The organism is Streptomyces flavofungini, assembly GCF_030388665.1.
Classification (GTDB): domain Bacteria; phylum Actinomycetota; class Actinomycetes; order Streptomycetales; family Streptomycetaceae; genus Streptomyces; species Streptomyces flavofungini_A.
In genome coordinates, this window is the sequence record NZ_CP128846.1 from 838,357 (window position 1) to 865,238 (window position 26,882).

The 26,882-nt window shown below is 73.6% G+C and carries 22 protein-coding genes and 2 pseudogenes; 17 read left to right on the top strand and 7 right to left on the bottom strand.

What is annotated here, in order from left to right; genetic code table 11:
- Positions 1–27: 27 nt before the first annotated feature.
- Genes QUY26_RS03625 through QUY26_RS03675 form a run of 11 tightly spaced genes read left to right on the top strand, consistent with a single transcriptional unit; the run spans position 28 to position 14,027 of the window.
- Positions 28–243: a hypothetical protein gene (locus tag QUY26_RS03625; RefSeq protein WP_289943639.1), complete on the top strand. Its 216-nt coding sequence runs from the start codon at positions 28–30 to the stop codon at positions 241–243.
- Positions 240–1,010 (top strand): vWA domain-containing protein, encoded by a 771-nt coding sequence (locus QUY26_RS03630; RefSeq protein ID WP_289943640.1) that lies wholly within the window; start codon positions 240–242, stop codon positions 1,008–1,010. The genes QUY26_RS03625 and QUY26_RS03630 overlap by 4 nt, the downstream gene beginning before the upstream one ends.
- Positions 1,007–1,987: a protein phosphatase 2C domain-containing protein gene (locus QUY26_RS03635; protein WP_289943641.1), complete on the top strand. Its 981-nt coding sequence runs from the start codon at positions 1,007–1,009 to the stop codon at positions 1,985–1,987. Before QUY26_RS03630 ends, QUY26_RS03635 begins: the two co-directional genes overlap by 4 nt.
- A 2-nt stretch (positions 1,988–1,989) precedes the next feature.
- Positions 1,990–3,042: a hypothetical protein gene (locus QUY26_RS03640; RefSeq protein WP_289943642.1), complete on the top strand. Its 1,053-nt coding sequence runs from the start codon at positions 1,990–1,992 to the stop codon at positions 3,040–3,042.
- On the top strand, positions 3,039–3,719 hold the full coding sequence (locus tag QUY26_RS03645) for a 4Fe-4S single cluster domain-containing protein (RefSeq protein WP_289943643.1): 681 nt from the start codon (positions 3,039–3,041) through the stop codon (positions 3,717–3,719). The genes QUY26_RS03640 and QUY26_RS03645 overlap by 4 nt, the downstream gene beginning before the upstream one ends.
- On the top strand, positions 3,716–5,125 hold the full coding sequence (locus QUY26_RS03650) for a hypothetical protein (RefSeq protein ID WP_289943644.1): 1,410 nt from the start codon (positions 3,716–3,718) through the stop codon (positions 5,123–5,125). Before QUY26_RS03645 ends, QUY26_RS03650 begins: the two co-directional genes overlap by 4 nt.
- Entirely contained in the window at positions 5,122–7,176 is a 2,055-nt protein-coding gene (locus tag QUY26_RS03655; protein ID WP_289943645.1) for an AAA family ATPase, read from the top strand. Before QUY26_RS03650 ends, QUY26_RS03655 begins: the two co-directional genes overlap by 4 nt.
- Positions 7,177–7,180: 4 nt before the next feature.
- Positions 7,181–8,845, top strand: coding sequence for an Hsp70 family protein (locus tag QUY26_RS03660; protein ID WP_289943646.1), 1,665 nt, complete (start codon positions 7,181–7,183; stop codon positions 8,843–8,845).
- Positions 8,846–10,033 (top strand): TRAFAC clade GTPase domain-containing protein, encoded by a 1,188-nt coding sequence (locus tag QUY26_RS03665; RefSeq protein WP_289943647.1) that lies wholly within the window; start codon positions 8,846–8,848, stop codon positions 10,031–10,033.
- Positions 10,030–12,474, top strand: a complete 2,445-nt coding sequence (locus QUY26_RS03670) for a GTPase-associated protein 1-related protein (protein ID WP_289943648.1) — start codon at positions 10,030–10,032, stop codon at positions 12,472–12,474. The genes QUY26_RS03665 and QUY26_RS03670 overlap by 4 nt, the downstream gene beginning before the upstream one ends.
- 8 nt (positions 12,475–12,482) lie before the next feature.
- Positions 12,483–14,027 (top strand): TRAFAC clade GTPase domain-containing protein, encoded by a 1,545-nt coding sequence (locus QUY26_RS03675; RefSeq protein WP_289943649.1) that lies wholly within the window; start codon positions 12,483–12,485, stop codon positions 14,025–14,027.
- 148 nt (positions 14,028–14,175) lie between these two features.
- Here QUY26_RS03675 and QUY26_RS03680 read toward each other — a convergent pair whose 3' ends face one another.
- From QUY26_RS03680 to QUY26_RS03700, 5 genes and pseudogenes are all read right to left on the bottom strand, one after another.
- Positions 14,176–15,348 (bottom strand): cytochrome P450, encoded by a 1,173-nt coding sequence (locus QUY26_RS03680; RefSeq protein WP_289943650.1) that lies wholly within the window; start codon positions 15,346–15,348, stop codon positions 14,176–14,178.
- A 489-nt stretch (positions 15,349–15,837) separates the two neighbouring features.
- The gene (locus tag QUY26_RS03685) at positions 15,838–16,389 is read right to left on the bottom strand and encodes an LCP family protein (RefSeq protein WP_436840258.1); all 552 of its coding nucleotides are present in this window, start codon (positions 16,387–16,389) and stop codon (positions 15,838–15,840) included.
- Between the two features lie 218 nt (positions 16,390–16,607).
- Positions 16,608–17,435: pseudogene (locus QUY26_RS03690) on the bottom strand (glycosyltransferase family 2 protein); the annotation flags it as partial.
- A gap of 300 nt (positions 17,436–17,735) precedes the next feature.
- Positions 17,736–17,915: pseudogene (locus QUY26_RS03695) on the bottom strand (helix-turn-helix domain-containing protein); the annotation flags it as partial.
- A 175-nt stretch (positions 17,916–18,090) separates the two neighbouring features.
- Positions 18,091–19,719, bottom strand: coding sequence for a class I adenylate-forming enzyme family protein (locus QUY26_RS03700; protein ID WP_289943651.1), 1,629 nt, complete (start codon positions 19,717–19,719; stop codon positions 18,091–18,093).
- Positions 19,720–19,960: 241 nt separating this feature from the next.
- Between QUY26_RS03700 and QUY26_RS03705 the strand changes: the two genes are divergently transcribed.
- The 3 genes from QUY26_RS03705 to QUY26_RS03715 all read left to right on the top strand — a co-directional run bounded on the left by QUY26_RS03705 (position 19,961) and on the right by QUY26_RS03715 (position 22,966).
- Entirely contained in the window at positions 19,961–21,058 is a 1,098-nt protein-coding gene (locus QUY26_RS03705) for a MerR family transcriptional regulator (RefSeq protein ID WP_289943652.1), read from the top strand.
- Between the two features lie 335 nt (positions 21,059–21,393).
- Positions 21,394–22,434 carry an alpha/beta fold hydrolase gene (locus tag QUY26_RS03710; RefSeq protein WP_289943653.1) on the top strand — a complete coding sequence of 347 codons (1,041 nt, stop codon included), beginning with the start codon at positions 21,394–21,396 and terminating at the stop codon, positions 22,432–22,434.
- Positions 22,435–22,516: 82 nt separating this feature from the next.
- Entirely contained in the window at positions 22,517–22,966 is a 450-nt protein-coding gene (locus QUY26_RS03715) for an SRPBCC family protein (RefSeq protein ID WP_289943654.1), read from the top strand.
- A gap of 97 nt (positions 22,967–23,063) precedes the next feature.
- Here QUY26_RS03715 and QUY26_RS03720 read toward each other — a convergent pair whose 3' ends face one another.
- A complete protein-coding gene (locus QUY26_RS03720; protein WP_289943655.1) occupies positions 23,064–23,798 on the bottom strand; it encodes a S1 family peptidase in 735 nt (244 codons plus the stop codon).
- Positions 23,799–23,986: 188 nt separating this feature from the next.
- Here QUY26_RS03720 and QUY26_RS03725 point away from each other — a divergent pair, with 188 nt between their 5' ends.
- Together QUY26_RS03725 and QUY26_RS03730 are read left to right on the top strand one after the other, a co-directional pair.
- Positions 23,987–24,298 (top strand): hypothetical protein, encoded by a 312-nt coding sequence (locus QUY26_RS03725; protein WP_289943656.1) that lies wholly within the window; start codon positions 23,987–23,989, stop codon positions 24,296–24,298.
- A gap of 75 nt (positions 24,299–24,373) precedes the next feature.
- Complete coding sequence (locus QUY26_RS03730) at positions 24,374–24,541, top strand: hypothetical protein (RefSeq protein WP_436840259.1); 168 nt, start codon at positions 24,374–24,376, stop codon at positions 24,539–24,541.
- Between the two features lie 37 nt (positions 24,542–24,578).
- Here the strand turns inward: QUY26_RS03730 and QUY26_RS03735 are convergent, their stop codons facing one another.
- Complete coding sequence (locus QUY26_RS03735; protein WP_289943657.1) at positions 24,579–25,751, bottom strand: epoxide hydrolase family protein; 1,173 nt, start codon at positions 25,749–25,751, stop codon at positions 24,579–24,581.
- A gap of 103 nt (positions 25,752–25,854) precedes the next feature.
- Between QUY26_RS03735 and QUY26_RS03740 the strand changes: the two genes are divergently transcribed.
- Positions 25,855–26,430 carry a CGNR zinc finger domain-containing protein gene (locus QUY26_RS03740; RefSeq protein WP_289943658.1) on the top strand — a complete coding sequence of 192 codons (576 nt, stop codon included), beginning with the start codon at positions 25,855–25,857 and terminating at the stop codon, positions 26,428–26,430.
- Positions 26,431–26,882 lie beyond the last annotated feature (452 nt).

A 26,882-nucleotide genomic window follows, 5' to 3' on the forward strand; every position in this document is an offset into this window, starting at 1 on the left:
GAGGACTACGCCCCCTACCGTGACCCTATGACCGGGGGGATGGCCGCATGGGCGCACGGCTGCGCGGGGCGCACGGTGACCTGGCCAGCCCCCGACACGTACGTACTCGTTGACGGTGTCCTGCTGCGCATGGTGCCCGAGCCGCCCGGCCTGCCGCCGGGCACGGCCGTCACCGTGCGCCACGACCCCGAACGGCAGCGGCTTGTGGCCCACGCCGACGACACACAGGGGGCGGCGGGATGAGCGTCGACGGCATCGGGTTCGGGAGCGGGTACGAGGAACGGCAGCCCGTGCTGCTGCTCCTCGACACGTCCGCGTCGATGGGGCGCCCCGTCGACCAGCCGCGGATCGCCGAGCTGAACCACGCGCTGAACCGCTGGTTCGACGGGGTCCGCGCGCAGGAGCGCCTGCGCACCCGGGTGGAGGTCTGCCTCCTCACCTTCGACTCGGCCGTACGCGTCTACGACCCGGGGCCGGGCCGTCTGGTTCCGGTCGAGGAGGGCGCCGCCGACCGGCTCTTCGTCCCCGTGGACAGCATGCGTCCACCCGCGCTGCGCGCCGAGGGCCTGACCCGGCTGACGGAGGCCGTGGAGACGGCCCTCGGGCTGGCCCACGACCGCTACCGCGCCCTGCAACGGCAACGGGTGCCTGTGCGGCGCCCCTTCGTGTGGGTCCTGACGGACGGCGCGCCGAGCGACGCCCAGGGCCGCCCCTTGGCGGCCGAAGCCCTGGCGGGCACGGCGGGGCGGGTGCGCCGGGGCGAGGCGCGAGGCGAGTGGGTCTTCCAGGTCATCGGAGTGCGCGGCGCCGACCTGCCGATGCTCCGGGTCCTCGCGCCGAAGGCCACGTCCCCGTTGGCGGACCTCGACTTCGGCCGGATCCTCGACCTGCTGTTCCAGAGCACGGACGACAGCAGCCCGGACCAGGACGCGGACCTCATCCACCAGCAGGTCAACGACCGCGCCGCCCGCCTCGCCCGGATGGACCGCCTGGAGAGGGACCTCCGGTGATCGTCGCGGGCGCCTGCGTCCAGGGCACCGCCCACCTCGCGAGCGGGCAGGGCTGCCAGGACGCCTTCAAGGCGGTCGATGTGGGCGACGCGGCGGTCCTCGCGGTGTCCGACGGCGCCGGCAGCCGCGACCGCAGCGCTCTGGGCGCCCACATCGCGGTCGACGCGGCGTGCCGTCTCCTCGCGCGGGGCCTGCCGGAGGTGACGGCGGAGCCGGAGGTGTGGACGCGGTGGGTCGCGGAGCGCGGGCGCAGGGTGGTCGAGGAGTATCTGCGGGCGGTGGCGGGGGTGCTCGGTGGGGGTGCGGGGGCTGGGGCCGCGTGCGTGATGGGCGCGGACGCGAGCGCGGCGGGCCGACGCGCGGTGAGCACGGAGGTCAGCACGGACACGGACGCCACGAGCCGACCCGCCCGGGTCCCGGACGCCGAAAGCCGACCCGCCGGGGACCGGGTCGCCACGGGCCGACCCGCCGAAGACCCGGACGCCGAGAGCCGACCCGCCGCGGGTGTGGAAGCACCCGCCGCCGACCCCGGCGCCCTCGCGGCCACCCTCACCGCGGCCGTCGTGGCCCCGCCCTGGACGGCGTTCGTCTCGCTGGGGGACGGCTTCGGCACCCTGCTGACCCGCGACGACCGCAGCCATCTGGTGCTGCCTCCGCCGACCGGTCCCGCTTCCTTCCTCTCCTCGCCCGGCGCGGCCCTGCGCGTGCGGACCTTCGTCGTCTGGGAACCGGAGCTCGCCGGAGTGGTCCTCGCCACCGACGGCTGTGCCGCCCTCGCCCTCGACCACCCCTGCGTCCACCGCCTCCCCTTGGAGGCAGGTCCGTTGCCGGCGGCGGGCTTCTTCCTCGGGCTCGCCGCCACGCTCCGCGAGAACGGCGGGGACGCCGAGCCCCTGCGGCGCCGCCTCTCCGGTCCTGAGGCCGGCCGGACCGGCGACGACCTGACCGTCCTGTGCGCACTCGTCGAAGGGGGGTGAGCGTGGGACTGACAGTGATGTCCGGCCACGGGCACACATGGCGCCTGACCGAGCAGATCGGCAGCGGCTCGGAGGGGTTCGTGTACGGCGTCGACGACGCGCGCCCCCTCGTCGCGAAGCTCGTCCCCGACCCGCCCGACCCGGAGGCGTACCGCCGCCGCGTGGCCCGCCTGGTGCGCCAGCGCCGCGAACCGCGCACCGTCGGCCTGCTCTCCGGCACGCCCGTCCGGCTCGCCTGGCCGCTGGTCCCGGTCCGCACGGCGCGGGGAGCCGCCGCGGACCGCGTCGACGGCTACGTGATGCCCGACATGCGCCACGCCTACCAGCCGTTCAGCCACCTCCTCGGCGTCTCCGCCCGGCGCGCCTTCCTGCCCCGGGCGACCTGGGCCACCGCCCTGCGCGCCGCCCTCGCCCTCGCCCGGCTCCTCGGCGAACTGCACGCCGAGGGCTATGTGGTGGGCGACCTCAAGACCGACAACCTGTGGGTCGGCGAGTGCGGCCGGGTCGGCATGGCGGACGTCGACTCCTGGCAGTTCACGGACGGCCGCGAGCTGTTCCCCGGCCGCATGCGCACGCCCGGCTACACGGCCCCCGAGCGGCTCGGCGGCGCCACCGGCACGCCACCGGACACCGCGTCCGACGACTTCGCCCTCGCCGTCCTGGTGCACCAACTGCTCCTGGCCGGGCTGCACCCCTTCGCCGGTCACCCGGCGGACGGCGGCGACTACCGTTCGTACGACGACAACGTCCTCCACGGGCGCTGCCGGATCGTGGACCGCGCCTCGGTGCTGCTGCCCCGCTCCGTGCCGCCCGCCGATTCACTGCCGAGGCGGCTCGCGGAGCTGTTCCGGGCGGCGTTCACGGACGCGGCCCACCGCCCCGCGGCGGCCGCGTGGGCCGACGCGCTCGCGGCCGAACTGGCCCCCGGCCGACTGCGCGTGTGCGCGGTGAACGCCCGCCACCTCCACACCGTGGAACGGCCCTGGTGCCCGTGGTGCGACCAGGCCGAGCAAGGCATCGACAGCTATCCCGACACGACGCAGGAGGAAGCGTGACGCCCCTCCCCCCACCACGGCACGGCGCACGCGCGAGCACCGCCGTGTCCGTGGCCCGGACGCTGGACCGCTGCACGGTCCTCGGCCCCGGCAGCCGCGCGGTCCTCTGGGTGCAGGGCTGCCCGCTGCGCTGCCACGGCTGCGTGGCGGCGGAGACCCTGCCCTTCGAGGGCGGCACCAGCCGGACGGTCGCCGAACTCACCGACTGGCTCTGCGACGTGGACGGCATCGAGGGGGTCACGCTCTCCGGCGGCGAGCCGTTCAGCCAGGCCGGAGCCCTGGCCGAGCTGCTCGACGCGGTCCGGGAGCGGCGCGGGGACTTCGGCGCGATGGCGTACTCCGGCTTCCGCCACGAGGCGCTGCGGCGCGGCGGCCCCGCCAGGCTCGCCCTCCTCGACCGGCTCGACCTGCTGGTCGACGGGCCGTACGTCGCGGCGCGGCACGGCAGTCTGCGCTGGCGCGGCTCGGACAACCAGCGGCTGATCCCGCTCACCGACCGCTACGCCCGGAGCCTGGCCGAGCCGGACACGACCGCCGGGGTCGAACTGTCCGTGGAGCCGGGCGGAGCGCTCGCCTGGGCCGGGGTGCCGCCGAGCCCCGGATTCCGCAGCAGACTCGAGGAGCGGCTCGCGGCACGGGGGTTCGTGCTGCACACCGAGGCACGGAGGGAACGATGAGCGGATCACCGAAGTACAGCAGCGTCCGCGTCGGCGCGCTGTACGCCCAGCGGGAGGCGGCCGAGCGCCGGCGCCGGGCCGAGGAGCGCCGGGCCAGGGAGCGCAAGCGGGCCGCTCAGCGGGCCCAGCTGGCGGCGCGCCGGGCTGACCTCGCGCGCAGGGATGCGGAGTTGGCGACCCGCAGGGAGGCCGAGCGCGAGGCCCGGCGCGCCGCTGCCCGAGCGGAGCAGAGCCGGGCCGACGAGCGCGGCCTCGACGGGGTGCGGCAGCTGGTCGAGGAGGCTCAGCGGTCCGGGGCGCGGGCCGATGCCGGTGCCCTGGAGGGGGAGTTGGCCGAGCTGCGGGGGCGGGTCGCCCGCGGTGAGCACCTGGGGGACGCGGTGGAGCGCCTGCGCGGCCGGGTCGTGAGCCTGCGCCCGGCAGCCACCGGCGGCGCCGCGGACGACCCCGCCGCCGTACTCGCCGAGCTGGAGCGCGGGCTCGCAGCCACCGGCCCGGAGGGCGCCGCCCTCGACGCGGACGGGCACAGGCGCTGCAGGGAGCTGCTGGACCAGTTGCGCGCGACCGCCGGGCCCGACCGGCGGGTCCGTTTCGACGCCCTGCTCGGCACGGTGGAGCACGCCCTCGCCCGGCACGCGGCGACGGTCGCGGAGTCCAGGTCGTCCGCCGAGCGCAACGCGCGGGCGGAGCGGGAGCGGGAGGCACGGCAACAGGAACAGGAGCGGGAGCGCGAGGCGGCGGAGCGGGAGCGCGAGGCGGCCGCCGCCGCGGCCCTGGAGCGGACCCTCGCCGAGGCCGCCGAGCGGCTCGACGTGGTGCGCTCCGCGGCCCAGGGCGTCCTGGAGACGGCCGCCGAGCTCGGCGACCCCGGCCTCGCCGACGAGATCGGGGACGCCCTGCGCGCCGCCGCCGGGGCGCTCACCGCGCGCTCGGCTGCCGAGGCCCTGACCGCTGTCGCCGCTCTGGAGGACCGGCTTCCGGACGCCGAGCGCCGCCTGGACGAGCTGGAGCTGGCTTACCAGCGCAGCCGGGACCTGGTGGCGGCGCTCCGCGACGCCATGACGGACGAGGGGTTCGCCTTCGAGGGCGGTGAGGACGAGGGCGGCAGCTTCCGGCTGCACTTCACGCGGCCGACCGGGGCGACGTACGAGACGACGGTGGGCGTCGAGGACGACGGCACGCCCGTCCTCGTCTACCGCGTGCAGGGCGAGCCGGACGTGACGCTGCACGCCTCGCGGGACGAGGCGGTGTGCGACACCACCGAGGCGCTGCTGGAGCGGGTGCACGAGGCGCTGGGCGGCGACGACGGCTTCGTACCGGGCGAGATCACCTGGGACGGCAAACCGCCGGGCCGGCGCGCCAAACCCCTGCCCCGGGGCGCCTCCTGGAGGTGGACGGCTCCGTGAGCGCGCTCGACTTCACCAAAGACGGCAAGGACGGCAAGGACGACGAGGGCAACAAGGACCACAAGGATCACAAGGACTACAAGCACGACGGCGGTACGGGGCCCGTCACGGCCGACGGGATGATGCCGTTGTGGGCGGTGTCGCTCGGCTGGGAGCTGCGGCGGGGCCGTCAGGTGGTCGTCAGCGGGCAGATCCGGGACCGCTGGTGGTTCGAGGACCGGCCCGCCTCCTTCCGGGAGTTGGTCGCCGGGGTCCTCGAGGCGCGCGGCGCCGACGTGGTGGGCTGGTGGGACCCGGTGGCCGGGCTCACCTTCCCGCTGCCGGGCCACGCGGAACGCTTCGCCCGGCTCACGGCGGGCCGGGCGGAGGGCGACCGGCCGCGAGCCGACCCGGGCGCACCCGAGGGCGACCGGCCGCGAGCCGACCCGGGCGCACCCGGGGACGACCGGCCGCGAGCCGACGCGCGCACCCGGCGCGGTCTCGAACGCCGCCGGGACCGGTCGAGCCTGCTCGCCCCGCGCCAGGGCGCACCGCCGCGCGCCTTCGACGACGCCGTCGCCGTCGCGCACCGGCTCGCCGCGTCCCCCGACGCGGCCACGGCCTTCGTCTTCCAGGACGTCGACCACCATCTTCCGCCCGGCCAGCCCGAGTCGAACCCCGGCTACCTCCGCCTCCGCGCCGCGATGACGGACGCCGTGCCCCCGCACGCCGCCCTGGCGGGACGGCGCCCGCACGCCCGCAACGCCGTCCTGTGCGCGGTCGGCGACGTCGGCAGGCTGCCCGGCTGGTTCCACCTGGAGGACCCCCGCATCGCCACCCTGCACGTCGGACCGCCGGATCCGAGTGAGCGGCGCCTGTGGCTGACGTGGCTGCGCGGCGACTTCAACGGCGCACCGGACGCCACCCGGCACGACCTGGAAGCCCTGGTCGGCGCGACCGACGGCATGCGCGGCTGGGACATCGACGCGCTCGCCCGGACGTCGTGGCTGCGCGCAGCCCCCCTCCAGAAACCGGACAAGCTCTTGGAACTGCACCGGCTCAACGTGAGCGTCGACCCCTGGACCCAGCTCGACCGGGACACCGTCGCCCGGGCGGCGGACGTCCTCGGCGAACGGGTGGTCGGCCAGTCCAAGGCCGTCGACGCGGTGGCCGCCGCGCTCCGATCCGCCTACGTGGGCGTCGACTTCGGCGGCTCCGGCACCGCCCGCCCCCGGGGCGCCTTCTTCTTCGTCGGCCCGACCGGCGTGGGCAAGACCGAACTCGCCAAGGCCGTCGCCGAGTTGATGTTCGGCGACCAGAGCGCGTACGCCCGCTTCGACATGAGCGAGTACCAGCAGGAGCACGCGGCCGAGCGGCTCGCGGGCGCGCCGCCCGGCTACATCGGCCACGAGCAGGGCGGCGAGCTGACGCGCCGCGTCCAGGAACGGCCGTTCAGCGTCCTGCTCTTCGACGAGATCGAGAAGGCCCACCCGCGGGTCCTCGACAAGTTCCTGCAGATCCTGGAGGACGGCCGCCTCACCGACGGCCGCGGCCAGACCGCGTACTTCTCCCAGTGCCTGATCATCTTCACCTCCAACACGGGCGCGGACGCGGTCCAGGACCTGCTGGCCGACCGCGACCAGGACGTGCCGTACGCGGCTCTGGAGGCGCACTTCACGCGGGCCGTGGAGGAGAAGTTCCGGACGATCGGACGACCGGAGATCTACGGCCGCCTCAAGCCGGGCGTGGTCGTCTTCGACATGCTGCGCCGCGAGCACATCGTGCGGATCGCCGACCGGCTCCTCGGCCAGCTCACCGAGTCGGTCCGCGAACGCCACCAGGTCGAGCTCGTCCCCGACCCGGACAGCCTGCACCCCTGGATCACCGAGCGGATGAGCGACCCGGAGCACCAGGCGTACGGCGGCCGTCAGATCCGCAACGAACTGGAGCGGCTGCGGGCGGCCGTGGTCACGCACTTCCTGGCCCACCGCCCGGCCACGGGCAGCCGGATCCGACTCGGCGTCGGCGCCGACGGCACGCCCTGGGTCAGGGACGCGAACGGAAAGGACTGATCACATGCTGGGCATCGCCATCGGCCACCGCGTGGCCCGCGTGGGCAGACTCGGCCCAACGGGCCGCCCCACCCTGACGGAGACGGACCTGGCCGGAACGGACGCGGTCGCCGACCCCGCCGCCGCGCTGGCCGTGCTCGGCGCCGGGGCCACCGACGAGGAGGCGGTCCTCGCCCTGCCCGCGTCCGCGGACCGCCGGGCGGAGGCACGGCTGCGGCGCGCCGCCGAGGACGTCGGTCTGCGCGTCGGCAGGATCGTCCCGGAGCCGGTCGCGGCGGCGCTGCACTACGGCGCGATAGCCGAGGGCGTGCACCGCACGGTCCTGGTGGTCGACCAGACGGCGGCCGGGGTGGACCTCACGGTCCTCGCCATCACCCCGGACCTCACGGTGCGCGTCGTCAGGACGCGCACGGAACGACTGGCCCACGACCACGCGCTGGCGGCGCTGGCCCAGGAGCTGGCGGACCCGGCCCCGGACGCCGTGCTGCTCTCCGGCGACCTGTACACCACGCCCGCCCGCCGCGCGGACATCGAGAGCCTCCCCGAGGCCCAGGGCCTTACGGTCCGCTGCACGACCCCCGAAGTGGCCGTCGTACACGGCCTGTTGCTCCTGGAGGACTTCGGCCTCCTGCGCGTGGCCACCGACCCCGCCCCGACGAGCACCGCCTTCCCCCCTCCCCCGCAGGACCCGGAACCGGGTGCCTGGCCCACGACGGCGGAGGACCCCGAACCGAAGCCCGCCCTGAAGGAGCACGAGGCACACCAGCACCAGCCCCCGGGCCCCCGCCCCGAACCACCAACGGAAACCACCCCACAGGGCCGCGGGGAACCGCGCGACCACCCCTCGCCATCCCGCCCCGAACCACCGACCGAAACCGCCCCGCAGGGCCGCGGGGAACCGCACGACCAACCCCCACCGCCCCGCGGTCAACCGCCGACCGAGACCACCCCCGAACCGGCCCCCGCCCCGCCCCCGGAAGCCGAAAGCGCACCCCCACCGCACCCCCACCCGTCGCCCGAGGCGCCCCGCCCGCTCCGTTCCGTCCCCGTGGCCCAGCTCCAGGCCATCCGCCGCGACGACCACCTCCTCGTCCTCTGGGCCTGGCCCGAAACCGCCCTGACCGCCCGGGTCCGCTGGCGCCGCGAGGACGTGACGGCGGGCGGCGAAGGCCCCCGTGAGGGCGACATCCGCTGTCAGCGCCGGGTCTACGAACACGACGGCGGCCTGGACCTCCGCCTGGGCCGCGGCGCCGTCACCCTGACCGTCGAGGCCCTCGTCCCCGACTCCGCCGTCGACACCGAGGGCGCCGCCTCCCTGCGCATCCCGGCGGAGCCACCCCTCGTCGAGTACGAGCCGACCGTGCGCCGCCGCCTCAACGGCACCCGCGCCGCGACGGTCACCTTCACCACCCGCACCGGCTGTGAACTGCCCGCGGTCCGGGTCGTCCACGGACTCGGCCGCTACCGCCCCACCAGCACGGCCGAGGGTGTCGTCCTGCACGAGGTGCCCGCGCAGCGCCTGCACGCCGGGGCGCCGCTCGTCGTGAAGTTCCCCTTCCCCGGCACCCGGGGCCCGTCCTGGCTCGTCTGCTTCCCGGCGGCCGCCCCCGGCTCCGACACCGACATCGACCTGCGCCCCACGGCGCTGCACCGGCTGCGAGTGACCTGAATGGCCAGACGACTCACCTGCCCCTACTGCTACGAGACCTTCGCCTCGCGGGAGATCCGCTTCCGCTGCAACACCCGGCTCAGCCGCACCCGCAAGAAGTGCGATCGGCGCCGCGACCCGGTGCTCGACGAACGCTTCGGCAGACGCCCGAGCCACGACGTGGGCCCGGACTTCACCGCCGACGGCCGCAAGTCGACGGCGGTGTGCCCGGACTGCGACGGCGTGACGAACAACCGCGTCTGCCCGGTCTGCCACGTGGAACTGCCGGTGCAGTTCGGGATGGTGGAGAACCGGATGATCGCGATGGTGGGCGCGCGTTCCTCCGGCAAGACGATCTACATGACCGTGCTCCTGCACGAGATGCGCCACCAGGTCGGTGAGGCCTACGGGGCCTCGCTGATGGGCCTGGACGACACGACCATGCGCCGCTACAGCTCGGAGTACGAGAACCGGCTCTACCGCGACCGGCAGATGTTCCCGCCGACCCAGACCGCGACGACCAACGCCAACCGCGTGGACCCGCTGGTGTTCAGGTTCGGCCTGCGCCGCAGGGTGCTGTTCCGCGAGCGGCCGCAGCACAGCGTCCTGTCGTTCTTCGACACGGCGGGCGAGGACTTCAACAGCCGCGAGAGCGTGGAGCTCAACACCCGCTATCTGACGAACGCGGACGGCATCATCCTGCTGCTCGACCCGCTGCAGATGCCGGGCGCCCGGGACAACGCGGCGCCCGGCACGGCCCTGCCCGGCACCGACGGCATCGATCCGCCGATCAACGTGCTGAGCCGGGTGAGCGGCATGCTGCTCGCCGCGCGGGGCGGCAGGGCGGCGAAGGTCGACACCCCCATCGCGGTGGTCTTCTCCAAGATGGACGCCTTCTGGCACCTGATGGACAAGGGCAGCCCGCTGCGGTCGCACGCGCCCGCGCGCGGCCGCTTCGACGTCGGCGACAGCCTCAGCGTGCACGAAGAGGTGCGCCAGCTGCTCAAGGAGTGGGACGGCGTTCCCATCGACCAGTCCCTGGAGAACACCTTCGCCCGCTACCGCTACTTCGGTGTCTCCGCGCTCGGCCGCAGCGCCACGCCCGAAGCCCGGGTCGCGGCCACCGGCATCCAGCCCTACCGGGTCGCGGACCCGCTGCTGTGGCTCCTGAGCGAGTTCGGGTCGGTGCCGAGGGCGGGCCGCGGATGAGCGGCTTCCAGCAGCTCTACTACACCTCGTGCGAGCACGGGCTCAGCGGTTCGTCCGGCTTCCAGTTCAACGCGGTCAGCGAGCGGGTCTCGGCCGAGACCCGGCACCGGGTGGAGGGCCTCGCCGGGTACGAACCGCCGCGCTCCCTGCTGGAGTCGGACGCCCCGGAGCTGCTCGCCCGCTGCCCGGTGAACCTGTGCCACACCCGGGACCGCCGGGGCGGCGCCACCACGCTGTGCGTGCGCTACGTCGGCCGGGACTCGGCACGGCGCTTCGGCAACTACTTCGCCCACGCCCTGCACGCCGAGGGCGCGGGCGCGCGGGACGGCGGCGGGCCGCTCGCCATCGAGCTGTGGGAATCACCGGTGTGGACGACCAGCGTCGTCGACACGACCGAGCTCCCCGAGCTGCCCGCGCCCCTGCCCCGCGGCCCGCTGTCCCCGCGCGCGGTGCACGCGTTCCTGCGCGCGCACCCGGGGGCGGAGCAGCTCCCCGCCCTGCTCGCGGCGGTGTTCGCGGCGCTCGCGGAGGACGGCTCGGTCGTCGTGATCGACGAGACGACGGACCGGATCGCGCACTGGTTCGCGGCCGTCTCCTACCTCCTGCCGCCCCCGCTCGCCCGCGGCCTGACCTTCGCCACCTACCTCCTGCGGCCCGCCCGCAGCCGGCTGCACCTGATCGGCACGGTGCCCGAGGCGCACCCCGAATTCGGCCCCGACGACGAGGAGTCGTACACCGTCTTCGACTTCCGCGCGGGCCGCTTCCCCGACGTGGTGCCCACCCACCACCTGATCCGGCTGCTCACCCGGATCGGCGTCGGCTCGGTCCGCTCGGTGTGGTCCTGGACGGCCGAGTACACGCACGGCCAGGAACGGGCGCTCGGCGACTGGCACGCCCCGGTGGCGGCGGCCGCGGCGGCGGGCGGCATCGAGCTGACCGACGCCGACGTCCGCGCGGTGATCGACTGGCTGCCCGACGCCGGACATCTCGGGCCGCGCCGGGCGGCGGTGGCGGCGGACATCCACCACCGGCACCGGGACCTGGACGACGACCAGCTCGCGCGCCTGAGCGCGGCCGCCGGCGCGGGCGGCGACGCCGCGCTGCACCAGGAGCTCGAGGGCAAGCTCCACCAGTCCCGGATCCGGGCGTACATGACCGGCGTGGAGAACGCGCCGGGCCCGGTGCCGATCACCCCTCCCGCCGAGCGGCGGCGGGCCACGGCCCTGTGGCAGCGGCTGCTCGACGAGGCCACCACGAGCCGGCAGCGGGTACGGCTGCTGCTGTGGGCGGTGGGCGCGCGGCTCGACCCGGCACCGGAGCTGCTCGCGGCCCAGAGCCTGGACCTGGCCCACGCCCTGCTCGGCCACGGTGACGCGGGGGCCGGACTGCGCGAGGAGGTCGCCCGGCTCGTGAACGCCCTGCCGGAGTTCAGGGGCGCGCTGACCACGGCGGTGCGGGAGGTCCTGGAGGAGCGGGGCGGTCAGGAGCAGTTGTTCACCCTGTTCCCCGCCAACCTGCTCACCGAGCGCGACCTCGGCGGGCACGAGCGGCTCCTCGAGCACTACTGGGTGGCACAGGCGGAGCGGCAGCCCGCCCGCACGATCGAGCTGCTCTTCCAGATCCTGGCGGGGCGGGGCCAGGCGGCGCCGGACGCGGCGCTCCTGCGGGGGTTGTGGCGGCAGTCGTCGCCGACCTGGACGCACGAGGAGGCCACCGAGATCGCCCGCAGGCTGCCGTCGGACGAGCCGGTGACCGAGGCGGTCGGCGAGTGGTTCGACCGCGCCGTGAAGCAGAGGATCCGCGACGAGCGGGACCTGCGGGCCTGCCTGGTGCTGTGCGACACGCTGTCCGCGCCCGGTCGCTACGCCTGGCTGCGGCCGGTCACCCAGGAGTGCGTGCGGGTCACCCTCCAGTTGGACGCGACGTTGCACGAGGCCGCCGAGGCCACCGCGCTCGCCCGCGCGTTCCGGATCCCGCAGATCGACGTCTGGGCGGCGCCCCTGGCCCTGAAGCGCCACCGGCTCGTCCCCGCCATGCTGCGCCTGCCCGCCGACCCGGCGCGGCTGCGCACCGACATCAGGGAGTTCGGCTTCACCCTGGCCGACGGCTATCTGCGGGCCGTGCAGCGGGCCGTGGAGTCCTCGGGCCGCCCCGACGAGGTGCTGTTCAGCCATGTCACCGGGGTGGTCTCGATGAACGACGAACGGGTGGGACTGCCGCACGCGCAGCGGGAGGTCGTCCGCGCGCTGCGCCACCACATCGCCCTGCACTGGCCGGCCGCCGAGCTGGAGCGCCTGGCTCGCGCGCTCCGCCCCTACGACAGCCGGCTCGCCGACACCTATCGGGAGTACGCCGAGCACCGCCTGGGCCGGGTGAGGAAGTGGGGCCGCAGGCTCACCCAGCGGCGGTCCTCGCAGGCCCCCCGACCGGAAGAGGGGTGAGCCGGACGATGGCAGAGATCCTCACCTTCATCGTCATTCCCGCGGTCTATCTGGTCCTGCTCGTGCTCTATCTGTTCGTGGCCCCGCTGATCGCGGTGCTGCGCGGCGCCGCCCTGGTCAGTGAACTCCTTTGGCGTTACGTCCAGTTGCTGCACGGCGTGCTGCGGCTGCGCACGCCCGAGTTCGTGACGATCCCGCCGTACCGGCCCGCCGACGAACTGGCCCACCGCAACTACTTCTTCGGCCCCGCCGTCCGCGACCTGCGTCAACTCCTCACCCAGGGACGGCAGTTGTACGTCCGCTCGGTCCGGGAGTCCTACCGCCGGGTGACCGACCACCAGTTCACCGCGCCGACGACGCACCGGGCCGTCTCGATCCCGTACGGCGTGACGCTCTGGCTGGGTCTCGGCCTGGGCGCGGCCGTCACGGTGCCGCTGTGGTGCGCGCTCTTCGCCGCCCAGGCCCTCGCCGTGGGGTTGCTGACCGCCGGTGCCCGGCTGCTCGCGCTCGCCCTGCGGGGCACCGACCGCGCGGTGATGGGCCTGCGCGGGCTGCCCCGGGGCATGCTGTGCCCGAGCTGCTTCGAGCGGGTCCCCCACCCGGCGTACGACTGCCCGAGCGCGACCTGCCGGCGTCGGCACGCGGACATCCGCCCGGGCACCTTCGGGCTCTTCCGGCGCCGGTGCGCCTGCGGCCGTCGGATGCCGACCCTGCTGCTGTTCATGAGCCGGGACGCGCGCCTCGGCGGTCACTGCGTGCACGAGAACTGCGGCAAGCCGATGAACCCGGACGCCGGGCACATGCCCGAGGTGATCCTGCCGCTGGTCGGCGGCCGGGCCGCGGGCAAGACGCAGCTGATGGCGGCGATGGTGAAGTCGCTCCAGGACGCGGCGGCCGACGGCGGCCGCGGGGTCAGGCTCGCCGACCCCGAGTCGACGGCCAACCAGCGGGTCCTGAACGAGGTCCTGGAGATCCAGGGCCACACCCGCCCCACGCAGAAGACCCTGCCGCGGGCGCATTCGTTCGTGCTCGGCGACGGCCGCGCCGAGCGTCTGGTGCACGTCTTCGACACGGCCGGCGAGCGGTTCGTCAGCCGGGAGGAGACCGACGCGCTGCGCTATGTCCGCGAGGCCCGTACGTTCGTGTTCGTCCTCGACCCGATGGCCGTCGACGCGTTCTGGACCCACCTCGCCCCGGAGCACCCGGGGGTGGATCGCACGCTGGCTTCGACGGTCGACCCGGAGGACGTGTTCTCGCGCTCGGTGCAGACGGTCGGCACGATGGGCACCCGGCTCGGCAAGGCACGGCTCGCCGTCGCCGTCAGCAAGCGGGATCTGCTGGCGGGGCGGCCCGCCCTGCTTCCGGACCGCCCGGACGACAGCGACGCCACCCGGGAGTGGCTGCGCGAGCGGCTGGGGCTGCGGAATCTGGTGAAGGCGATGGACCTGGAGTTCGGCGAGGTCCGGTTCTTCTGCACGGCGGCGGTGGCGGACGAGCGGGGGCGCGTGGACCCGAGCGTCGCGGTGTTCGTCGACTGGTGCCTGCGCGGCTGAGCGGGCGACCGGGGGGCGGCTCCTTCGCCCGGGTGGCCCGGACGTCCGGGCGACGTCCGGGCCGGTGGTGGCACTGTCGAGGTCAGTACCAGTACCAGCGGCGGGCCGGCTGGTTGGTGAAGATGCGACGCATCGCGGCCATGGCTGTTCACCTCCCTCCTGTGTCGTGTCCGGTGTCGCCTGCGGCAGGTGGCTCGAGCGTGCGGCGGAGCGTGAACGGCCGGGGGACGTTGCCCTCGGCCATGGCGGGGCGGGTGTCGCCGCCCGTGACGGTCAGGTGGGCGTCGCGGGACAGGGCGGTCAGCGACTCGGTGAGCAGGGTGTGCGCCACGGCCGCGCCCGCGCAGGTGAAGGGGCCCGCGCCGAACGGGATGCAGGGGCCGTGCCGCGCGTCCGCGGCGGCCCAGCGTTCGGGCCGGAACGCGTCGGGGTCGGGCCAGTGATGGGCGTCGTGGTGCAGCAGGTACGGGCTGACGGACACGAGGTCGCCCGCTTCGAAGGCGATGTCGCCGAGCTTGACGGCGTGCGGCAGGACGCGGCCGAGCATCCAGGCCATCGGGCGGTGCCGCAGCGCTTCGCGCACGATGTCGCCCGCGGGCCACGGCCAGGGCGAGTCCGTCCGGTGGCGCAGGCAGGCGAGGAGCACCGCCCACGCGAGGGAGGAGCTGAGCGGAGCCATGACCGCCCGGAACATCATCAGATGCAGCTCGGCCGCGGTCCGGTCGTCCGTCTCGCCGGCAGGGCACGCGCCGACCACGGCGTCCAGCACGTCCCGCGGCTCTGCGGCCGGGTCCTTCCTGCGGCGAGCCACCTCCTCGGCGAGGGCGGCGACAAGCTTCGGGCGCAGCACCTCCGCCCGGGCCCGCTGCCACACGTGCGGCGCGCGGACAGCCACACCTCCGAGTGCGGCCTCGCGCATCAACTTCCTTGTACGCGGCGGGGCTTCGGGGTGCAGGAGCAGGTCCTCCAGGCCCCGGTGGACGAGCCGCGTACCGGCGTCGGGCCAGCGGCCGGTGGCGGGGAGGGCGACCACCGCCGCGGTGAAGGCGGCGCGGTAGTGCGGCACGCCGGCCCGCATCAGGTCGCGGACCGCGTGGCCGACGTCGATCTGCGCGCTGCGGGTGGGCAGCAGTTCGCCGAAGAAGCCCGACCTGCCCGTGTGGTACTCCGGGCTGCGCAGCAACGTGTGTGCCAGCTCCGTGTCGCTGACGCACCAGCCGCCCCAGGGCAGGGGGATCAGACCCGTCGTGCTGTGCCGCCGGAGGTCGTCGAGATACTCCAGTGGATCCTGCCGGAACCGACGCCTGTCCCCCGTGCGCATCCAGACACCCCCTGACGAGCTTCTTGGCGTCGGATGCCGAACCGCGTGAGCCGATCCGCATGAGCCGAGTCGCGCGTCGACACCGCACCGCCCCACGGGATGCCCGCCCGGGGAATCACAAAACCGTCTCCTCGGCCATGTCACTCCAAAGAGTCATACATGTATGTCTATCAGCCAATCGACCCACGAGTCCGCGCCAGAAACCCCTTGCCCCGAAGCGGAACGAAGGGCGCTGTTTCGTCCCCGGCGGCGGTCCCTCAGGCGATCTCCCCGACCTCCTCCAAGTGCCGCCGGAAGTCCCCGATCATCCGGGGGTCGACCTCGGGGAAGGTCACGCCGACCGTGCGCGCCCGCGTGGACGATCGTGTCGGCCTCGGTCCGCAGCCGCGCCCAGTGAGCCGGGTCGACGCCGAGGCCGCCCCGCGCGAGGTCGCCGAGCACGATTGCGCACCCGCCCGCAGGCGAGGGCCTGGTCGATGCCGTAGGAGCTCAGGACCGCCGGAGCACCGCCTGGTGGGCGAGGGTCGACAGGAACTTCTGCTGGTTCTTGGAGCGGCCCAGGTCACCCTCCCGCTCCTGGTGCCACTGGCGGACGAAGGCGAGCGCCTGCCGACCGTCCAAGGTCTGGCTGCCCTTGCGCAGGTCCGCACCCGACTTCTTGTCTTTGATGTCCCGTTTCAGGCATATCCGTACGCCCCCGATGGCGTCGACGATGTTCACGAACCCGGCGAAGCCGATCTCCGCGTAGTGGTCGATGCGCAGGCCGGTGTTCTTCTCGACGGTGTGGACCAGGAGTTCGGGGCCGCCGTAGGCGAAGGCGGCGTTCAGCTTGTCGCCCTCGGGGCGCTTCGTCTTGCCGGTGAGGGGGGCGAGGCGGCCCGGCACGGTGACCCAGGAGTCGCGCGGCAGGCTCACCATGCTGGTGCCGTGGGCCCCGGTGTGCAGCAATATCACCGAGTCGGTGCGCCGCCCGCCGCCCCCGCCCGCGCGCAGGTCCCGCACGTCACCCTCGGAGAGTCCGTCGCGGCTGTCGGAGCCCACGATCAGGTAGTTGGTGCCCTCACCGGGCGGCGGCCGGTCCCCCGGCCGTAGCGGGAGCTGGGCCGTGCGGTGAAGCGTCCGATCGGGTCGGCAACGGCGGGGCTCTCGTGCGGGTCGGGCGGGGCGGAGTGTGCGATCGGGTCGGGCCGGGCGGAGTCCCCCGGGGAGCCGGGGTCCCGCGGGCAGGGGGTGCCGGGTCCGCGGGTCGAGCGGGGATGTCATGGTCGGCTCCCTTGCAGGCTCCGCCGCGTCTCTTCGGGCGGCCGCGGTGCGAGCAGATACGGATCGGCGGTCCCGGCGCGCTTCACGCTGTGCCACTTCAGCCGCGTGCCGAGCAGAGCCGTGGTCACGGAGTGGATGACCACCAGGTACGTCAACCGCCGGTAGACGAAATGCTGGAGCGGAAGCACCCACAGCACGCGCAGCCGCTCCCGGTCGAGCCGCAGCGCGTACGCGGCGGTGACCAACTGGACGGACAGGAACCCGAACCAGACCAGGGCGGCCTCCACGGGGTCGCGGAACAGCGCCCCGAACAGCGCGAACATGTCCACGACGGGCGCGCACAGCGGCAGCACGACCTGGAACAGCGTGACGCAGAGCATCACCCGGCGGCCGAAGCGTCCGGCGGGGCCGACCTCCACCACCGCGCGCCGGTGCTTCCACATGGACTGGAAGGTGCCGCAGCACCAGCGGTGGCGCTGGCGCCACAACTGCCGCAGGGTCACCGGCACTTCGGTCCAGGCGACCGCCGACTGCTCGTGGACGACGCGCCACCCGGCGCGCCAGAGCGCCATCGTGAGGTCGGTGTCCTCGGCGAGGGTCTCGTCGCTGACGCCGCCGACACCCATCAGCGCGTCCCTGCGGAAGGCGCCGATCGCCCCCGGCACCGTCGGCATGCACTCCAGGACCCCGAACATGCGCCGGTCGAGATTGAACCCGAGGACGTACTCCAGGTGCTGCCACTTGCCCATCAGGCTGCGGCGGTTGCCGACCTCGGTGTTGCCGCTGACCGCGCCGACCGCCGGGTGGGCGAGCGGCTGGACGACGGTGGCCGCGAGGGCGAGGGTGCGCCGCTTGCGTACCGGGGGCGGTGGAAGGGGCGTGGGGCCCGGGCCGGACGAGGGCACGGAGCCCCGGCCGGGGAGGGGCAGGGGGCCGGGCCGGAGAGGGGCTCGGGGGTGGGCTCGGCCTTCGGATCGGGCTCGGCGGTGCTGAACCGGGCGGGGCCGCAGGACGTCCTCGGAGTCCGACGAGGGAGCGGCGGCGGCCGACGCCGTGGGCTCCGCCCGCCGCCCCCGGTGCTCGTCCGCGAGGACCCACCGCCGATGGACCTCCACCAGCTCCTGAGGCGTCGCTCCGCAGATCCGGGCCAAGCGTTCCACCAGCGCGAACTCGGTGGGCACCGCATCACCGTTGCAGTACCGGTGCAGCGTCGACGCACTGAGGTGAAGCCGCTTGGCGAGCACTCCGAAACTGAGCCCGGACCGCTCCTTCAACTCCCCCAGCAGCTCCGCGAGCGACCCCATCCCCACCTGTCCCCTTCGCTCATGCGTTCCAGAACCGAGACGCGGGCAGAGCCAACCACACTTCCGCTCGGCCTCGTTGGGCTCCCTGGTCTCCTCGGACTCGACGGGCCCGGTGGGGCCGACGAGACCGATGAGCTCGTGGACGGCGCGAGCGGCGCGACAGCGACAGCGCGCCCTACGACGACGCGCCCAGCGCCCCGCTCGTCCAGGCGGCCCGCAGCGCCTTCTTGTCCACCTTGCCGACCTTGGTCGTCGGCAGCTCGTCGAGAAGGACCGTCCTCCGGGGCGTGTACAGCTCCCCCAACTCGGCGGTGACCGCCGCGCCGACCGACTCCGGGACGACGTCGGCGCCCGCGGCCGTGGCGAGGAAGACCTGCACGGCCTCCCCGAACTCCTCGTCCGGCACGCCGAGGGCCGCCGCGTTGCGCACGCCGGGCAGCGTGAGCAGGAAGTCCTCAAGGACCCTGGAGTAGACGTTGTCGCTGGTGCTGCCGGTGACGATGATGTCCTTGGCGCGGTCGACGAGATAGAGGTGGCCGTCGGCGTCGAGATAGCCGATGTCGCCGGTGCGCAGCCAGCCGTCGTGCAGGACCTCCGCGGTGCGGGCCGGGTCCTCGTAGTAGCCGAGCATCACCGTATCGCCGCGGACGCACACCTCGCCGACCGCGCGGACGGGCAGCGCCGCCGTGCTGTCCTCGGCGCGGATCTCGATCTCGGTGTCGGCTATCGCACGGCCGCAGCTGCGCCAGAGCTCGGGCCGCCGGGCTCCCTCCGAGGCGAGCTCCTCCGCGCCGAACGCGGCGATGCCGAGCGCCTCCGACTGCCCGTAACCCTGGCTGATCACCGGCCCGAAGACCTCGACCGCCTGCCGCAGCCTGCTGGGTGAACAGGCCGCGCCACCGACGACGACCCGCCGCAGCGCCGGGAGGACACCGGGCACGCACTCCGGGTGGTCGAGCAGGGCGTAGAGCATCGGCGGTACGAACATGGTGGTCGTGATCCGCTCCTCGCGCAGTGCCGCGAGGGCCGCGCCCGCCTCGAACTCGGGCAGCACGACGAGGGCGGACCCGGTCACCAGCGCCTGGATCGAGGTGAGATGGCCGCTGCCGTGCGTGAGCAGCGTGGCGGTGAGGACCCTGTCCGTGGCCGGGTCCATGGCCGGGAAGAACGCGGAGCGGGAGTCCCGCGGGCCGTCGTCCACGAGGTCCAGGACCGTCTCGTAGAGCCGGTGGGTGTGAGAGGCGAGCTTGGGGCGGCCCAGGGTGCCGCCGGTGTAGAGGACGGTGACGGCCTCGTCGGGGCCCGGGGCGGGCACGCCCTCGGGGCGCGTGGCGGGGCACTCGGCGGCCAGGGACAGCAGGTCGGGGCACCGCTGTTCGCAGGGTCCGAGGCCGAGCAGCACGGGCGCGTGGACGCTGCGTCCCGCCGCGTCGGCGGCCCGTCCGGCGAACAGCGGATCGGTGACCACGGCGCGCGCCCGGGACTGCTCGACCAGCGCGGCGAGTTCACCGGGCCCCGGCTCGGGCGGCAGGAACACGACGCGGCACCCGATGAGATGGACCGCGAGCTGCACCAGGACGGAGTCCACACGGTTCGCGAGGAACAGCCCCACCCCGTCACCGGGCGCGAGCCCCTGTCCCCGCAGCGCGTGCCCCAGCCTGAACAACTGCCGCCGCGCCTCACCTCTGGTCAGCCGCCGCGTCCCCTGGACGAGCGCCTCGGCGCCCTCGTCCTCGTACCAGTGCTCCAGAATGCGGTCCACGTACGTCCGCCGGGCGGATGTGTCCTGTGCGTCAACGATCATCAACACATGCAAACACGCTGCTCAGAGGTCGGGCCCGCACAGGGGCCGGGTTCGGCCATCATCTGCTGCGGTGCCATGCCCATGCCCTGCCGGAATTTCAGCGTCCGCGGGTGGGTCGAACGCCGGTCGAAGCACCCAGAACGCCCTCCATCATGGCGGGGAATCGCTCCCGGCCGTGTGACCCGCACAACAACGCCTCGCCTGTCAGCGCCTCCGGGAGGACTGCCCTTCTCCGCTCTTTGTGGGGCACGTGGCCGAGCTGGCCGGTGTGAGCGTGCGCACGCTGCACCACTACGACGGGGTCGGGCTCGTCCGGCCGTCGGCGCGGACCGCCGCCGGGGATCGGGCCTACTCGGCGGGAGACGTGGAGCGGCTGCGGGAGGTGCTCGCGTACCGGCGCCTGGGGTTCGGGCTGCGGGAGATCGCGGAGCTGGTCGACGACCCGTCCGCCGACGCGGTCGCGCACCTGCGCCGACTGCGCGGACTGCTCCTCGAGCGGCGCGATCGCGCCGACGCCATGGTGACGGCCATCGACAAGGAACTCGACGCGCGGGCGAAGGGAAAGAGAGTGACGCCTGAGGAACAACTGGACGTACTCGGTGCGCGGTTGTACGACGCGATCGGCGGCGCCTACCCCGCGACGCGGCGCACCGATCCACGGATCGCCGCGCAGATCCGGGACGCGCTAGGGGACGCGCAGACGGTGCTGAACGTCGGCGCGGGCACCGGCTCCTACGAGCCCGCCGATCGCGCCGTGACGGCGGTCGAGCCGTCGGCGGTCATGCGGGCGCAGCGCCCCACCGGCGCGGCACCCTGCGTCGCCGCCGCCGCGGAGAGCCTGCCGTTCGAGGACCGGTCCTTCGACGTCGCGATGGCCGTCTCCACGGTCCACCACTGGGGGGACCCGACAGCGGGGCTGCGCGAGATGCGGCGCGTGGCGCGTCGCGTGGTGGTGCTCACCTTCGACACCGACGAGCCCCGCTGGCAGGACCGGTTCTGGCTCACCCGCGACTACCTGCCCGAGTTCGCCGACGTCCTCGCGGACTTCCCCTCGCTCGCCGCGATGGCCGAAGCGATCGGCGCCCGCGCCGAGCCGGTACCCGTCCCGTGGGACTGCGCCGACGGCCTGTTCGAGGCGTACTGGCGCCGCCCCGAGGCGTACTTGGAGGACCACGTGCGCCGCGCGATGTCGGTGTGGACGCGGGTCGGCCCGGAGCCCGAGCGGCGGGCGGTGCGGAACCTCGGCGAGGACCTCGCGTCCGGCCGCTGGACGGAACGCAACGGCGACCTCGCCGGCCTCGACGCGGCGGACCTCGGGCTGCGTCTGCTCGTCGGCTGAGCCGACCCGGGCGCCGCCACCGCCCTCCGCAGCCCCGCCGTCCGGGTCGCACGCGTGCATACGCACCAAGCTCGGCTCGTCGCGGCCGGGCGCGGCGCTCGGGGCGACGCCCGGGCAACGCCGTCAGGTCACCCCGTCCTGTCGGCGTCGCCCCATCGGGCAGACCTGGCCTGCCGGCTTGCGGAAACCGCAAGATCCCGTGCCGGGGCGTGAGGTGCCTGGCAAGACTGAGCGCATTACCTCGACGGCACGACCGGCCGCTGATCCGCCTTCTGCCTTCTGCCTCCCGCCTTCCGCCTTGTGCCTTCCGCCTTCCGCCTTCTCCAGGACGAAACATGACCCCACCACGACCGCTGCCGCGCGGCCTGCGCCGATGCCCGCACGCGGTGGCGACGACCGTCGTCCTCGCCCTCCTCCTCATGGTCTCCACCGCGGCCTGCGCCGCCCCGACAAGGAACGACACGGCCGACGACGTCCCCGCCCACGCCGCCGCCACCCAGCACGACCCCGCGTTCACGAAGACCTTCCGCCACGAGTTCGCCGACGTCGACGGCGTGCGCATGCACTACGTCACGGGCGGCAGCGGCCCGCCGGTCGTGCTGCTCCACGGCTGGCCGCAGACCTGGTACGGGTGGCGGCCGATCATGCCGGAGCTGGCCGAGCACCACACCGTGTACGCCGTGGACCTTCCCGGACTCGGCGACAGCACCGGCAGGCCGACCGGCTACGACAAGGCCACGCTGGCGCGGTACGTGCACAAGCTGATCGCCGGCCGGCTCGGGGTCGACGACGCCCGGGTCGTCGGGCACGACCTCGGGGCCGCGGTGGCGTTCCAGTACGCCAGCCAGTTCCCGAAGGACACGGCGCGCCTCGCCTACCTCGACCTGCCGCTGCCCGGGCCCGCGATCGACGCGCCCGCCTACCGCTCACTGAGCTGGCACATCGCCTTCCACTCCCAGCGACGGGTCCCCGAGGCGGTCGTGGGCAACGATGTCCGCGACTACCTGGCGCTGTTCTACCCCCAGGTCGCGTTTCGCGGATCGGCGTTCGGAGGCACCTCCACGCGGTCCCCGTTCACGCGCGCCGAAGTCGACGAGTACGCGCGGACCTACAGCAGGCCCCAGGTCCTGTCGGGCGGCTTCGAGCTCTACCGCGCCCTCGACCAGGACGTCCGCGACACCGTGGCGGCCAAACCGACCCGCGTCCCCACCCTGCTCATGACCGCGCAGGGGCAACTCGACGCGATCCGGCGCACCGTGGCCCCGCGCATCACCGACATCGACCGGGCGGTGGACGTCCCGAAGGCCGGGCACTGGCTCGTCGAGGAGAACCCCCGGTTCGTCACCGCCGAGCTCTTGCGCTTCCTCGACGACTGACCCTCCCCCGGGGCGCGCACAGCAGCGCGTCTCCTCGGCCGGGAACGCCACCCCCCTCGCCCCCTCACAGGAGCTCTCCCCCATGCACAAGTACGACGTCACCGTGACCACCAGCGCCTCACCGGAAACCGTCTGGAAGCTGCTGGTCGACGCCAGAACATGGCCGAAGTGGTCCAAGGTGGACAGCCTGGACACGGCACGGTCGGTCGACCTCGACCCCTTCGGCGACGACGGCATCGGTGCCGTCCGGGCCTTCCGGACCGGACGCACCGTGACCGGGGAACGGATCACCGAGAAGGTCGAGCAACGCCTCCTGGCCTACGAGGACGCGTTCAACACACCGATCCACAACCTCTCCGCACGCATCGAGCTGACGCCGGCAGGGAGCGAAGGCACGGTCATCCACTGGCACGGCCAGTACGAGACGAACTGGCTCATGGGCTGGATCATGCCGCGCTACCTCCAGAAGTTCATGCAGGGCATGGCGGAAGGGCTGGCCCGCTACGCCGAGGAACACGAGCCGACCCGGTGACGGCTGTCCGCGTACCGCCGCTCGGCACCGGTCGGCCACGGCCCGGAGAAGGCCGCAAGCACCGCCCGGAAGGGCGTCGCCCCCACCGTCGCCGGGGCTATCGCCGGGTGACGGAACGGATCCAGGCGAGCTGCTTGGAGATCTTCCCCGCCTGGGCGACCTTCTCCCGGTCGGAGCCGTTGAAGACGCCGACGAGAGTCTCGGTGCCACGCGGGCCGACGCTCATCACCGGGCCTCCGGAGTCACCGCCGGCGGGAATCCCGGACACCTTCTTCATGCAGAAGTCGGGGCCGCCCGCCGTGACGTAGCCCTTGCACCGGGGGGTGTCCGGCGATACGACCCGCAGCGTCGACTGCTTGAGCACGCGCGACTGGCAGGCGCTCTCGTCCTCGGTGCAGGTGGCGCCCCACCCGTACTGCCGTACGGTCTGACCGATGCGAACCGGGGACGTGGCCAGGCGCGCCGTGGGCACGTTCATGCGGGACACCTTGATGAGCATCATGTCGGCGTGCGCGCTTCCCACCCGCTTGCCCCGCACCGGGCGGACCGTGGTGCCCTTGCGCACGTCGAGGTCGCCCACCCGGAACGAGATCCGCTTGTCGGCGACCGGCCGCGCCTGCTCGTAGAAGCAGTGCGAGGCGGTGAGGATCCACCGGGTCGTGACCGCCGTTCCGGTGCACGCCGGTTTGCCGTCGACGAGCATGCGCACCGCCCACGGACCGTAGGTGCTCTTCGACCCGCCGATGACGGCCGAGGCCGGCGCGCTCGACATCACCGAGCCCGCCACCAGCAGCAGGGCGGACAACAACAGCACCTGGACTCGGCGCATCATACGGAACAGCTCCTCACGTCGGGGGGCACGGAATCTCCAGGTGAAGAGATACCTGGCAGGGCGAGAAGGTTCCGTCGGAAGCCCTCACGAATGGGGCGTGTTCCTAGGGATCGGCTTGTGCGGCTTCCTTCAGTAGGGTGTCAACCACCCCTGTTCGGTAGGCGACTCAGCGAGACTCAGTGAAGGGGATGACGGCGATGAAGGTGCTCTCCAAGGGCCGACTGGCTGTCGCGGGAGTCGTCCTGTCCGTCCTTGTGGTGGGCTCGCCGCCGGCTGTGGCCGATTCGGCGGCCTCGGCCAAGCTGTTCACGGGCGGGGGTCGCGGGCCCACCGCCGCCGTGGCGATCCAGAGCGCCATCGACGACGCGGAGACGTCGGCCGCGGCCGAGCAGCTCTACACCTGCGCGCTTCTTGGCGAGCCCCAGGTCTTCGAGAGCTTCAACGACCCGAACTTCGGCCATGTGTTCCGCGCCGAGGCGACGGTCAGCTGCACGCCCTGACGCTCCCTGCCTCGGCAGCCCGTCCTGGCTGCCTCCGGCAGTACCTCGCCGGCCCTCATCATCGTCGGCATCGTCGTGGTCCTCGGCCTCCTCGCCATGTTCGTCGCGGGCCGCCGCCGCGCCGCCCGCCGCACCCGCAGCACACCTGCCCACGGCGGCAGGCCACCCGGCGCAGAGATCCCGCGCGGTGACACCTGGCAGTCCCCCGACGACGATCCCGACCAGGGCGACCCCCACCGCTGACGGGCCGGTCGTCCGGTCCCGCGCGGCGAACAGCACGTCACCGCCCGGCTGCGAGCACCGCCGCGAGACCCTCCCGCACGTCCTGGACGAAGTACTCGGGAACCTCGAGGGACGGGAAATGCCCCCCGCGCTCGGGCACCTTCCATCGGACGATCTGCCGGTACCGCTCCTGCGCCCAGGGGCGCGGACACTTCTCGACGTCACGGGGGTACATGGTGACGGCCGACGGGACGTCGACCCGGAGTTCGGGGTCCAGCGAATTGTGGCTCTCGTAGTAGATGCGGGCCGCCGACGCTCCGGTCCGCGTCAGCCAGTAGAGGGTGACGTCGTCGAGGATCCTGTCCCGGGAGATCGTCTCGAACGGGCCGTCCTCGGTGTCCGACCACTCCGCGAACTTGTCGAGGATCCAGGCGAGAAGCCCGACCGGTGAGTCGACGAGCGAGTAGCCGATGGTCTGCGGCCGGGTCGCCTGCTGCTTCGCGTACGCGGCTCGGTGGCGCCAGAAGTCGCGGGTCTCCTCGGCCCACGCGCGCTCGACGGCCGTCAGCCCGTCCGTCGTCAGCCCGGGCGGCCCCTCCGCGAACGTGGTGTGGATGCCGAGGACGTGCGCGGGGAACCTGCCGCCGAGCACCGTGGTGATGTTGCCTCCCCAATCCCCGCCGTGGGCCAGGAACTTGCTGTAGCCGAGCCTGCCCATCAGCTCCACCCACGCGGCCGCGATCTTCTCGGTCCCCCACCCGGTGGTGGCCGGCTTGTCGCTGTAGCCGAAGCCCGGGAGCGACGGGACGACGACGTGGAACGCCGGTGCCTCCGCGTCCCGCGGATCCGCCAACTCGTCCACCACGTCGGCGAACCGGACCACGCTGTCGGGCCACCCGTGCGTCAGGATCAGCGGAGTGGCGTCCGCGCGCGTGGACCGGCGGTGCAGGAAGTGGATTCCCAGACCGTCAACGGTCGTACGGAACTGGCCGATCCGGTTGAGGCGTTCCTCGAACGACCGCCAGTCGTAGCCGGTGCGCCAGTAGTCCACGACATCGACGAGGTCGGCGAGCGGAACGCCCTGTTCCCATCGGCGCGGGCCCGGCGCGGCACGAGGGACCGTCTCGGCCTCCGGCAGCCGTGCCGCGGCCAGGCGCGCGCGCAGATCGTCGAGGTCGGCGTCGGTCGCGTGGGCTTCGAATGCTTGCACGTCGCAGGTCGGACGGAGCATGAGACCTCCTGGCCGTCGCGGAACCGGCCACCACCTGTAGTGAACCGGCTAAGACGGTTCTAACAGCCCTCCAGGGCGCGCCGCAACCGGCTAAGGTGGTTCCATGCGTGCCGCGTTTCCTGACTTCCGCCTCGGCAAGGTGCTGGCGACCAGCTTCACGGGGACGCTGTCGGAGCGTCATGGCGACTCCGTGGAGCGCATTCCGACGCCGGAGCGACTCGTCGACTGGTTGGCGGTGAGCGGTCTCGCCGTGGACTCCTGCACCCCTGCCCAGCTCGATCTCGCCCGGGAGCTGCGGGAGTCGATCCACGCCGCCGCGACGGCGGCCGCGCGCAAGGACGCACTCCCCGCGGCCGCCGTCCGCGTCATCAATGAGCGCAGCGCTCAGGGGCGGGCAGCGGCGGTCCTGACGCCCGAGGGCGAGCGGCGATGGCGGCTCAGCCCGGCTTCCGGTGTGGAGGACGCCCTCGGCGTGATCGCCGCGGACGCGATCAGCGTCATCGCGGGCGAACGGGACGGAAGGCTCGCCTTGTGCGCGTCACCGACCTGCCGGGCCGCCTTCTTCGACACCAGCCAGAGCCGCACCCGCAGATGGTGCGACATGAACACGTGCGGGAACCGCCAGAAGAAGGCGCGGTTCCATGCCAATCAGCGCAAGGACTCCAGCTCGGCGGAGTGACCGGCACACCCTGAGGAACCAGGCTCGGCGTGGCACCGCCTCCCACTTGCCGGTCATGTACAGCTACAGTTCCTTGCCCCCACGATTCGATCAACTCCCCCCCACACGACTGCTTCCTGTACTCACGTACGCCTGTCCGTTGTTCCACCGGAAGGGAAACGCCAGCCGTGTCTCAGCACCACCTCCTCAGACCCGCAGCCGTCGCCTCCGCGGCCGCTGTCGTCGTCCTCGCGCTCGGTTTCACCGGCAGCGCCCACGCCGCCGCGCCCGCCACCGCACCCAGCTCCACCAGCCGTGTCGGCGACGACCCGGACCAGCCCGACAACCCGCTCTACGACGCCCCGGAGAGCTTCCGCGTCGAACGTCGTGACGGGCACCAAGTCCGTCACCGCGCCCCAGGTGTCGGCCACGCCGTCCGGCTGACAGGACGAGGGGCCGGGAGACTGCGGTCC

Coding starts and splice junctions, on each gene's coding strand:
- QUY26_RS03700 (WP_289943651.1), bottom strand. CDS start 19,719: ATGATCGTTGACGCACAGGACACATCCGCCCGGCGGACGTACGTGGAC.
- QUY26_RS03720 (WP_289943655.1), bottom strand. CDS start 23,798: ATGATGCGCCGAGTCCAGGTGCTGTTGTTGTCCGCCCTGCTGCTGGTG.
- QUY26_RS03665 (WP_289943647.1), top strand. CDS start 8,846: ATGGCCAGACGACTCACCTGCCCCTACTGCTACGAGACCTTCGCCTCG.
- QUY26_RS03710 (WP_289943653.1), top strand. CDS start 21,394: ATGACCCCACCACGACCGCTGCCGCGCGGCCTGCGCCGATGCCCGCAC.
- QUY26_RS03675 (WP_289943649.1), top strand. CDS start 12,483: ATGGCAGAGATCCTCACCTTCATCGTCATTCCCGCGGTCTATCTGGTC.
- QUY26_RS03650 (WP_289943644.1), top strand. CDS start 3,716: ATGAGCGGATCACCGAAGTACAGCAGCGTCCGCGTCGGCGCGCTGTAC.
- QUY26_RS03680 (WP_289943650.1), bottom strand. CDS start 15,348: ATGCGCACGGGGGACAGGCGTCGGTTCCGGCAGGATCCACTGGAGTAT.
- QUY26_RS03725 (WP_289943656.1), top strand. CDS start 23,987: ATGACGGCGATGAAGGTGCTCTCCAAGGGCCGACTGGCTGTCGCGGGA.
- QUY26_RS03630 (WP_289943640.1), top strand. CDS start 240: ATGAGCGTCGACGGCATCGGGTTCGGGAGCGGGTACGAGGAACGGCAG.
- QUY26_RS03660 (WP_289943646.1), top strand. CDS start 7,181: ATGCTGGGCATCGCCATCGGCCACCGCGTGGCCCGCGTGGGCAGACTC.
- QUY26_RS03740 (WP_289943658.1), top strand. CDS start 25,855: ATGCGTGCCGCGTTTCCTGACTTCCGCCTCGGCAAGGTGCTGGCGACC.
- QUY26_RS03625 (WP_289943639.1), top strand. CDS start 28: ATGACCGGGGGGATGGCCGCATGGGCGCACGGCTGCGCGGGGCGCACG.
- QUY26_RS03670 (WP_289943648.1), top strand. CDS start 10,030: ATGAGCGGCTTCCAGCAGCTCTACTACACCTCGTGCGAGCACGGGCTC.
- QUY26_RS03735 (WP_289943657.1), bottom strand. CDS start 25,751: ATGCTCCGTCCGACCTGCGACGTGCAAGCATTCGAAGCCCACGCGACC.
- QUY26_RS03715 (WP_289943654.1), top strand. CDS start 22,517: ATGCACAAGTACGACGTCACCGTGACCACCAGCGCCTCACCGGAAACC.